General features: G+C 40.0%; 9 protein-coding genes. All 9 read left to right on the forward strand.

What is annotated here, in order from left to right:
• The first annotated feature begins 35 nt into the window (after positions 1 to 35).
• The gene (locus ACFVSH_RS08560; RefSeq protein WP_387595007.1) at positions 36 to 1,742 is read left to right on the forward strand and encodes a CocE/NonD family hydrolase; all 1,707 of its coding nucleotides are present in this window, start codon (positions 36 to 38) and stop codon (positions 1,740 to 1,742) included.
• Positions 1,743 to 1,845: 103 nt separating this feature from the next.
• On the forward strand, positions 1,846 to 2,796 hold the full coding sequence (locus ACFVSH_RS08565) for an MBL fold metallo-hydrolase (RefSeq protein WP_387595010.1): 951 nt from the start codon (positions 1,846 to 1,848) through the stop codon (positions 2,794 to 2,796).
• A gap of 16 nt (positions 2,797 to 2,812) precedes the next feature.
• Positions 2,813 to 3,508 (forward strand): 3-oxoacid CoA-transferase subunit A, encoded by a 696-nt coding sequence (locus ACFVSH_RS08570; RefSeq protein ID WP_387595013.1) that lies wholly within the window; start codon positions 2,813 to 2,815, stop codon positions 3,506 to 3,508.
• Positions 3,501 to 4,199, forward strand: coding sequence for a 3-oxoacid CoA-transferase subunit B (locus tag ACFVSH_RS08575; RefSeq protein ID WP_387705562.1), 699 nt, complete (start codon positions 3,501 to 3,503; stop codon positions 4,197 to 4,199). The genes ACFVSH_RS08570 and ACFVSH_RS08575 overlap by 8 nt, the downstream gene beginning before the upstream one ends.
• A gap of 196 nt (positions 4,200 to 4,395) precedes the next feature.
• Entirely contained in the window at positions 4,396 to 5,733 is a 1,338-nt protein-coding gene (locus tag ACFVSH_RS08580) for an MFS transporter (RefSeq protein ID WP_387705564.1), read from the forward strand.
• A gap of 13 nt (positions 5,734 to 5,746) precedes the next feature.
• Positions 5,747 to 6,856: an FAD-dependent oxidoreductase gene (locus tag ACFVSH_RS08585; RefSeq protein WP_387595020.1), complete on the forward strand. Its 1,110-nt coding sequence runs from the start codon at positions 5,747 to 5,749 to the stop codon at positions 6,854 to 6,856.
• Between the two features lie 179 nt (positions 6,857 to 7,035).
• Positions 7,036 to 7,965 carry an alpha/beta hydrolase gene (locus tag ACFVSH_RS08590; protein WP_387595023.1) on the forward strand — a complete coding sequence of 310 codons (930 nt, stop codon included), beginning with the start codon at positions 7,036 to 7,038 and terminating at the stop codon, positions 7,963 to 7,965.
• 671 nt (positions 7,966 to 8,636) lie between these two features.
• Entirely contained in the window at positions 8,637 to 9,899 is a 1,263-nt protein-coding gene (locus tag ACFVSH_RS08595) for an MFS transporter (RefSeq protein WP_387595026.1), read from the forward strand.
• 94 nt (positions 9,900 to 9,993) lie between these two features.
• Positions 9,994 to 10,414 (forward strand): MBL fold metallo-hydrolase (locus tag ACFVSH_RS08600; RefSeq protein WP_387705566.1); only part of this gene is annotated, 421 nt, incomplete at its 3' end.

Genomic DNA, 10,414 nt, shown 5'->3' on the forward strand with positions numbered 1-10,414 from the left:
ATACTTAGAAAGGCTAAGAAGAGGAGCGAATTTAAATGATTATCACTAAGGACGTACGCATTAAAATGCGTGACGGCGTGCATATCGCTGCAGATATTTACCGTCCTGAAGGCACAGAAAAAGTACCAGCATTACTTGCTCTTAGCCCATACGGTAAAGAACTACAAGCGCAAGCGCTAACATTACCTCCACAAGCACGTCCAAGTCATCTATGGAACGGAGCGATTGAAGCAGGTGACATTCGTGAAGTAGTATCACGAGGTTATGCTCATATTATCGCAGACATACGTGGTACAGGCGGTTCCGAAGGTCAGATGTGCGGTAACTATAATTCTGGTGGTCATGGAGATGGAAAAGATATCTATGACATCGTGGAATGGATGGCTGAGCAAGATTGGTGTGACGGAAATATCGGGATGATCGGTATTTCATACTTTGCATCTGTTCAAATTTTAGGTGCAGCGGAGCAACCACCACACTTAAAAGCAATCTTTGCTAACGGTGGTCACTACGATCTGTATGAGCTTTGTTATCACGGCGGTATCATGTGGTTAATGCCACGTGCTTCTCGTGAAGGACGCGGCGGCGATAGTGGTAATGCATTCAATAACGTTTCAAGTAAGAGCTCGAAAGTATTCACTCCAGGAGAGCTTAAAGAAAAAACGCAAGAGCGCTTAAACGATCCAGATATCTCACATTGGTCAGATTTCGTTCACCTTTTACATTATCAAGATCGGCACGAATTGTGGATAGATTACTTATTAAATCCACTTGATGGCCCATTCTGGCAAAAAGATAGCGCATTAGAAGTAGCCCATAAAGTAGAAATCCCAACTTACTTCCAAGCAAAATGGGGGCGCGGTTGGAACGTTGAAGGCACAATCGAATGCTTCCATAAAGTATCAGGCATTAAAAAGCTTGATGTCCAAGCGCTTCCACCAATGTTAGAGCGTCCATTCCATGAAAGCCATGATGAAATGTTCCGCTGGTATGATTACTGGTTAAAAGGCATTGACAATGGCATTATGGACGAACCAACAGTGCAGTTCTCTGTAGAAGGTTCTTACAAATGGCGTAATGAAGATAACTGGCCATTGCCATATGAAGAAAAGAAAGAGTTCTACTTACGTCCTCGCCATAAAATTAGCGAGAAACCGGAGCCATTAACATCTGAATATGCACATCCAGATGGCTTCTACCAAGCGCCATTAACAGTAACAACAACATCCGAAACGATTAAATGGACGAGTGATAAATTCCTAGAGACTGCAGAAATGACAGGTACAGGGGCATTATATATCCATGTAGAAATCGATACAGATGATACAAACTTCATTGCGAAGCTTTATGAGGTAGATCCAGGTGGCAAACGTACGTTAATGACATCAGGTTATTTAAAAGCATCTCATCGGGAACTAAATGAAGAAAAATCAACATACGGTGAGCCTTGGCATCCACACAACCGTGTGGTACCAGTACCGCCTGGTGAAATTATCGAGTATGCGATTCGGTTATATCCATTCTCATTCTTAATTAAACCAGGACATCGTATTGAACTAGAGCTTGCATGTAACGAACCACTTGATGGAGAAGATGCAAAATTATTACCACCAGATAGCTATCACCTACCGTGTGGACGTGCGACTGCGCACAAAATCTATCGAGATGCAGAGCACCCATCACGTTTAGTATTACCGGTAATTCCTAAAGAATTCGACGTTACAAACAAATTAACCAAATAATGGTGCGCTGAATTGGCTGCATCTCCTGCTAAAGAACATCCACAGCACCTCTTCTTAAATAGAAGGCGTTGAGGTCATAAACTAGATTATAGGGGTGAAAAACATGACAAATTCAGTACGTGTTATACCGATCGAATGTAAATTTGGTCGAACATCTGCGTATGCCTACTATATCGACGCACCGGAGCCTGCACTTATTGATACAGGAATTGCCTCCTCAGCTTCACAGGAAATTGAGAAAGTTCTTGCCGAGCATGGCCTACGAATTGAGGATATACGCTGGATTCTTCTGACTCACGGGCACGTTGACCATCTTGGTGGTGCCCGAGCGATTTGGGAGAAAACAAGGGGGGGCGCAGAAGTTGTGATTCCTCAAAAGGAAGCATATTTACTACGTAATCGTAGTGCACACATTACAGATTACAAACAGCTTCAAGGTCAATACTTGGATGTGGAAACGCAGGAAAAGCATACCGCCATCCTGCTCAACGATATCGGAGAAGATCTGGAGCCAACAGTAGAAGTTGTTGGTGGCGATCGCTTATTACTTGGTGGTGATGTGTCGATTACGGTAGTGGAAACGCCAGGACACTCTATCGGATCGGTGACATTTGTCCTTGATGGCGTGAACTGGGCTTTTGCAGCCGACGCTGTGCAAATGTATGGTGGGGCGCAAAGTAGGATTCCTACCATTGAACACCCTGCTTACTATCGCCAAAGCTTACAGCGTCTTCTCGAAGAAGTGCGTCCGAAGCGCTTGTACTTAGGACATCATTTTAGGAACGCAAACGGAGAGATTGTCAATCCACAGGTAGATGGAGATGAGGTTGCTGCTGTGCTTCGAGCAAGTCTAGAAATGGATGCGAAGCTGGCTGACGTTCTTCAGCGACACTTATCGATAGATGCACAGTTCACTGAAAATGATGGACTATATGGACCGTTTGGATCTATTGCTGATGAGATTGGCTATACAGGGGATCCACGGAACTTACCTTGCGCGTACTTTGTGACGATGCATGGTTATAAAGAAGAACTTATTATTGCATATAAATGAGAGGGGGAAAATCTAAATGATCCAGAAGAAGTTTGAAAATGCAGCAAAAGCTGTTGCAGATATGCATGATGGGGCAACGTTGCTCGTTGGTGGATTTGGGGGAAGCGGATTACCGTCATATCTTGTTGCCGCCCTTGTGGAGCAGGGAGCTAAGGATCTGACGGTTGTATCAAATAATATTGGCGCAGTTAGCGACGGTGTGGCAGCGCTTATTAGCAACAATCAAGTACGAAAAATTATCTGCTCTTTCCCTGTTGGTCCACACGCTGATGATCTGATTGAGCGTCTCAAAAAAGGAACTATAGAATTAGAGATTGCCCCTCAAGGAACATTAGCGGAGCGAATCCGTGCAGGTGGAGCAGGAGTCCCAGCCTTTTACACTCCAACAGGGGCCCACACCGAACTTGGAGAAGGTAAGGAAACGCGTACATTCGATGGGCAAATGCACCTCTTAGAGCATGCAATCAAAGGCGATTACGCTTTTATTAAAGCACATCGGGCTGACCGTTGGGGCAATCTTGTTTACCGGAAAACACAGCGCAACTTTAACCCGGTGATGGCAACAGCGGCAAAAACAACAATTGCTGAAGTAAACGAAATTGTAGAGGTCGGAGAAATCGATCCAGAAACAATCGTAACATCCAGTGTCTTCGTACATCGTTTAGTGCAAGCTGAAGCGCAACATGAAGGGAAGGTGTTAGTGAATGAGTAAAGACCAACAACAAGTAATTGGATGGACAATGCCTGAATTGGCTTCTCGAGTAGCGATGGATCTAGAAGATGGATGGTTCGTGAATTTAGGGATTGGTTTACCGACGCTTGTAGCCGATTTCATTCCTGAAGGTCGAGAAATCATTTTCCATAGTGAGAATGGTCTTCTTGGGTTAGGTCCAAAACCTGATCCTGGTGAAGAAGATATGGACCTTGTGAATGCCGGAAAAGAACCAATAACATTAAGACCGGGTGGTTCCTATTTCTCGCAGTCAGAATCATTTGCAATGATCCGTGGCGGTCACCTTGATGCAGCAGTACTTGGGGCATTCCAGGTCTCTAAGTACGGTGATCTTGCGAGTTGGAAACTTCCTAACGCGACTCTTGGACGTGTAGGAGGAGCCATGGACCTGACTGTTGGCAGCAAGCGTGTTTTTCTCTTTATGCAACATACTACAAATAAAGGAGAGGCGAAAATCGTTGAGGAATGTTCGTTTCCACTGACTGCGCCTCACTGTGTAAATCGTATCTATACAAACCTTGCGGTAATCGATGTGACAGATTATGGCCTTGTCGTACGGGAACTCGCTCCTGGCGTTACATTCGAATACGTGCAGGAATATACTGCAGCTCCTCTTAAGCTACATGCGTCCAGCGACATGCAATCAGAGGCTCTCGAAGTGAAACAATGACTAGGTACACCATAAAACATACAATTGACCGTAGCTAAAAGTAAATAATCCAGGAATGTCAGGTAGCGGATAACCTCTTTGGTTCGGGATGGAATTTTGGAGTTTGTCTTGCTTTAGGAAATTCTAAGCAATTGGGGAGTAGGCCGGTTATTTAAGATTCAAGCGTGTATCTACTATATACGACTGGGGGTTTGGGATGGCTAAAATAAATATTACCGACGTCGTTAATGAAGGTAAATTTAATCGCTTTCATTTGAGGTTATTGATTTGTTGTTGCATCATTATTGTTTTTGATATGTTCGACCTTGTTATATATGGTTCTGTAATACCTATCCTTATGAAGGAATGGTCCATATCACCTGTTCAAGCAGGAGCCATTGGTAGCTACGGATTTTTCGGAATGATGCTAGGGGCCATATTCTTTGGAGTTTTGGCTGATAAATTTGGAAGAAAAAATATCCTTATTTTAAGTGTGGTCCTATTTAGTATCTTTACGTTTTTATGTGCATTCGCACCTGGTCCATTAATGTTTTCTATTTTCCGATTTATTGCTGGAATCGGGATTGGCGGTGTCCTACCAAATGTGATTGCCATCATGACCGATTACGCACCGAAACACTTGCATAACAACATGGTATCAATCGTGATGTGTGCCTTTTCTGTTGGTGGTATTTTGGCAGGTCTTGTAGGTATTTACTTTATACCTCTTATGGGGTGGAAAAGTGTTTACTGGGTATCAGCGATTCCACTTTTGCTCATTCCTTTTGTGGTCAATTATTTTCATGATTCACCTGCTATTCTTTTGGTGAAAGGCCGAATAGACGAGCTTAGTTTGGTTCTTTCAAAAGTTAATGACAAGGTATCCTTAACATCGGATATGGAGTTTGTAATAAGTACAGAAACAGATAAAAATCCTAGTTCTCCTGTGATTGCATTATTTAAAAATAATCGTGCACTTGGTACGGTAATGATTTGGGTTGCCTTTTTCATGTGTTTGTTAATGATTAATGGGATCAGTACTTGGCTTCCTAATTTGATGTTTAGTGCTGGCTATGCTCTTAGTTCAAGTTTATCCTTTATGATTGTTTTAAATATCGGTGCTATTGTTGGAACGTTAATCCTTGGAGGTCTTGCAGATAGATATGGAGTTAAGAAGGTGCTCGTTCCGATGTTTATAATGGCAGCGGTTTCCTTGACGCTTCTTGGTTTTAAAACTAACATGATTATTCTCTATTTAATAGTTTTTATTGCTGGCGCATGTACAATGGGGGCTCAAAATATTTCATACGCTTTTGTATCACAATACTATCCTTCATTAATTCGCTCAACTGCCATAGGTTTAGCTTCGGGAATTGGAAGAATTGGTGGGATTATAGGGCCGACATTTGGAGGCTTCCTAGTTTCACTTAATTTATCTGCGCAAATGAATTTTCTTTCGTTTGCAATTCCAGGTATTATAGCGGCTATTGCTTTTTCATTGGTTCCTTTAAGGCACGCTTATGACAAAAAAACAAAAGAAATCGATATTGCATAGGAGGGGAATATTTATGAAATCAAAATCTGAATTAAGAATTGCAATTATTGGCGGGGGTATTGGTGGTGCATCAGCTGCGAATGCATTAATAGCGAAAGGAATCCGTGCAGACGTGTATGAGCAAGCACCTATTTTAAAAGAGGTTGGTGCTGGTATCGGTGTCCGTCCGCCAAGTGTAAACTGCTTTAAAAAATGGGGCTTATATGAAGAGTTAGAAAAAGTAACTGCACGAAGTAACCTCATGGAAATTATCCAGGGAGATGACCAAGTATTAATTAGAGAAACGTGGCCAGTATTAACGGGTGACGAAGCAGATGCTTATGCTCGTTTAATTCACCGTGCAGATTTATTAGATTTATTAGTAGCTCATATTCCAGAAGACCAGCTTCACTTAAACCACTGTTTAACGGAAATAATCGACCACGGTAATTATGTAGAAGTGAAATTTGAAAACGGTAAAACAATCGAAGCTGATATCGTAATTGCAGCTGACGGCATTCGCTCACTAGTTCGCAACCAAGTATTAAGCCATGTTGAGCCAGTCTATTCCGGTTACTTAGCACACCGTGTTTTAATTCCTTTCGAAGAGGCTCTTGGTATGGCTTCAGAAGAAAACGTTTTACGTATATACGTAAACGGTGATGATTCATTTTATTTATTACCATTAGAAAGTCGACGACAAGTATCTGTAGATATCACAGTACCTGGCGAGTTCGCATTGCGTCCTGTTTTAACAAAAGAACAAATTATGGATAGCTTTAGAGGTTTTGGACCTACACTTCAAAAAATTGTTGAGAATATCAAGCTAGAAGATATCGTAACGCGTCCATTAAGTGACCTTGAACCACTCTCTAAATGGAGTACAAACACTGTAACATTAGTTGGTGACGCTGCTCACGCAATGCTTCACAACCAAGGCCAAGGTGCAAACATGGCGATCCAGGATGCTGAAGTATTAGCAGAAGCAATTGCTGAAGCAGTTGCTGGAACTATAACACCTGCGGAAAGCTTGCAAAACTATGAAGAGCAGCGTAAACCAATTACAAAGCTTTACCAAGAATTATCTCGTCTATTCCCAACAGACCAAGCAAAGACTGCATTCCCTGAAAAAACTCACTTGTAAAAAAGTGGAGGCTGGTTATTTGCTGCAACATCTAATCAGGCTTCTTGTATAATCCACTTACATCATTAGAAAATATATAGTTTTTTTAGAACGAGGCATGAACTAATATCCAAGTAGGTAATACTCTGCTATTTAATTATAAAATAAAACGGAATAAATGAAAGAAGGAGGTTCTCTAGATGCCTGTACATCCCGAGATAAAAAAAGTGTTAGATTCTATTCCAGTATCTGATGAGAAACAGAAAATCATTCCAGAAGAACATAGAAAAGTGTTCAATGCACCCGTTCTACCTGTTGAAAAACGTGTACCAGTTTATTCTGTTGAAGAAAAAACAATTCCGACTTCTGAAGCGGATATACCAGTAAGAATTTATACGCCGAAGGAAGGAGATTCTTATCCACTTCTAATTTATTTCCACGGTGGAGCATTTTTTTCTGGAAATTTAGAAAGTCATGATGAAATCGTACGCCAGGTTTGCATGGAATCCGGATATAAAGTCATTTCTGTTGATTACCGTCTTGCTCCTGAACACCCATATCCTGCTGCATTAGAAGATTGCTATAACGTCACAAAATGGGCAACAGAACATAAGGATGAATTAAAATGGGATGGGAAGAACCTCGCAGTTGCAGGGGATAGTTCTGGTGGTAACTTAGTTGCTGCCGTTTCTTTAATGGCCCGTGACAAACAGGAATTTATCATTACGAGGCAAGTATTGTATTATCCATCACTAGACCTTGACTTCAGGGAATTTCGTTATCCATCATTAGTGGAAAATGGAAAGGGCTATTTTGTAGAAAGTGATCAATTAGCTGAACATAATTCCTTCTATTTATTAGGAAATGTAGATACTGATAATCCGCTTGTTTCACCAATCCGAGAAGAAAATTTAGAAAATCTTCCAACAGCACTTGTCATCACAGCAGAATATGATCCAATGCGAGATGAAGGGGAACTATTTGCTGAGAATTTTAAAAAATCTGGTGTACATGTTGAAACAAAAAGATACGAAGGTGCAACTCACGGTTTCTTAGGTAAATTCACGCATCTTGATGAATATAAAGACGTTTACAAACGTACAGGTGATTTTTTAAATAAAGAGAACTAAGGTGTTAAAGTATTTTGATAAATAAATAGACTGTCGAGGTTTTCTTGACAGTCTGATGCTACTAACTTATAGTCGCTTTCCTTTTACAAAATCGTAGAAGGTGAATTGTAAACTTCCATTGCCGCCACATATCCGTACGTATTTATCCCAATTGAATTTGAAATAGTTCAAGTCATACTCTTTCAGAGAAATTAATTGGATTGACCCATAATAGAACGTTTTATAAATCTATACTGATACTACGTAAAATAGATAGATAAATTGATTTCTATAACTGCAATATTTTTGAAAGCACTTACAAGTGATTGAACACCCAATGAAAACAATGGTTATCTTTATTAACTCTATTTGACTATGATACCTATAAATAAAATTGAAAATACTGATAGGAACTGGATGATATACGAAGCCGGTCATGGCTCGTAAAATATATTCGTAATGTTTCGAACTTTGTTTTTTGAAGAAACACCCATCATTGATTATTTCCTATTTCTTGGATTATTAATGGGGAATCAATATCCATCGCTTTCTTTACAGAAGGTTAGGCAGCCTCATTAGGCCTTGAAATCCAGATGATTGTAATTTTTACTAATCAACTCGGTATCACCGTATTTTATGATTTATTTTATTAGCTATAACAATACGTGATTTTAAGGAAGGGTGTTTTAATAATGGGAAAACCAAAGTTTTGGACTTATGAGAACAAATTGACCGTAATCTTTTTCTTTCTAATTGGATTCGTATTCTTTGACCGTTTAGCGATTAACTACTTATTCCCAATGATCTCTGTAGATTTAGGACTAAACTACACGCAATTAGGCTTGCTTGGAGCAGCTCTTGCGTTAACTTGGTCAGTCGCTGGTCCACTAGGTGGATTTATTTCAGATAAAGTGAATAATAAGAGAGCAATGTTAACAATTTTAGTATTCGCATTCTCAGTGATTTCATTATTACATGGTTTAGCACAATCATTTGCTATGTTATTCGTGCTACGTCTATTAATGGGTATTGTAGAAGGTCCACTGATTCCGCAAACACAATCGATTTTAGCAATGGAATCTTCGGAGCGTCGTCGCGGATTTAACTTAGGTTTCACAATGAACACAAGTAACGCATTATTCGGTAGCATTTTAGCGCCTGTAGCAATCGTTGCGTTAGCAACTAATTTTAACTGGCATATGGCGTTCTATTTAACGATTATACCAGGGATTATTTTAAGCTTAGTCATCTTAAAAACAGTTAAAAATCCAGATCCAGCGAAATACCATACCATGCATGCTACAAAATCGACTGAAAAAATAAAAGTAAAAGATATTCTTAAGCTCCGTAATATTTGGTTATCCATTATTGTTTTCAGCTTAGTGATGACAGTACTTATGGCATTCCAAATTTTCGGACCAACATATTTAGTCCAAGCAAAAGGTTTATCAGATACGACAATGAGTTTCGTAATGGCTGCATTCGGTGTCGGTTATGCACTTTTCGGTTTCTTAATCCCAATGCTTTCAGAGCGTACTGGTCGTAAATCGGCTTCTTTAGTATCTGGTTTGTTGTTAATTCTCGTACCATTGACAATAGTATTCGTTGATTCAGTTCCATTAATGATGGTTCTTTTATTCATCGGTGCAGCAGGTTCAGGTGTAATTGGTATGTCGATGTCAGTTATTCCTGTTGAGTCCGTTCCATTACAGTACTCAGGTCTTGCAGTAGGATTAACAATCGGTATTGGTGAATTCTTCGGTGGATTCTTAAATCCAATGGTGAATGGAGCTTTAGCAGACATGTATGGTATTCACACACCATTATTGGTAGCTACTGGTGCGGGTGTGCTGGCATTATTATTCTCATTATTCTTCAAAGAAACAGCACCAGCTAAAGTTGACTCAAAGGAAGTGCCATCAACTCCAGAGCAAGAAGTCACATCTAGTATCTAATTTTCTAAAGAACAAATTAGTCCACCTCATCTTTGAAAGATGTGGACTAATCTTGTTCTTATTCTAACTTCATAACAGATTAGGGGGGAATGTGTTGTATAAACAGAATAATATGGAGGTATTTCCCATCATTGTCCCTGCTTCCAATAAACTGAAAAGTTATAACTTTTTCTTAGTGAAACATGGGAATTCCTTAACGTTAATTGATACTGGATTGAACACAGATGATTGCTGGAATTCCTTACAAAAGACTTTAAAGAATCATGATTTCACACTTACTGATATCACGAGGATTCTGCTAACACACCATCATCTGGACCATATTGGTTTAGTCAACCGAATTGTATCTACGCATCCCATTTCTGTATACGCTCATCCTTATGCCATACTTGTACTGAAAAGAGATAAAGAATATACGAAAATGAGAATAGAGTTTTTCAGAAATCTATACAAGGAGATGGGATGTGGGGAAATCGGGGATAAACAAGTGGCTAATTTACGCAATCCTATTACTG

This window comes from Peribacillus sp. NPDC058002, from assembly GCF_042886655.1.
Taxonomy (GTDB): Bacteria; Bacillota; Bacilli; order Bacillales; family DSM-1321; genus Peribacillus; species Peribacillus aracenensis.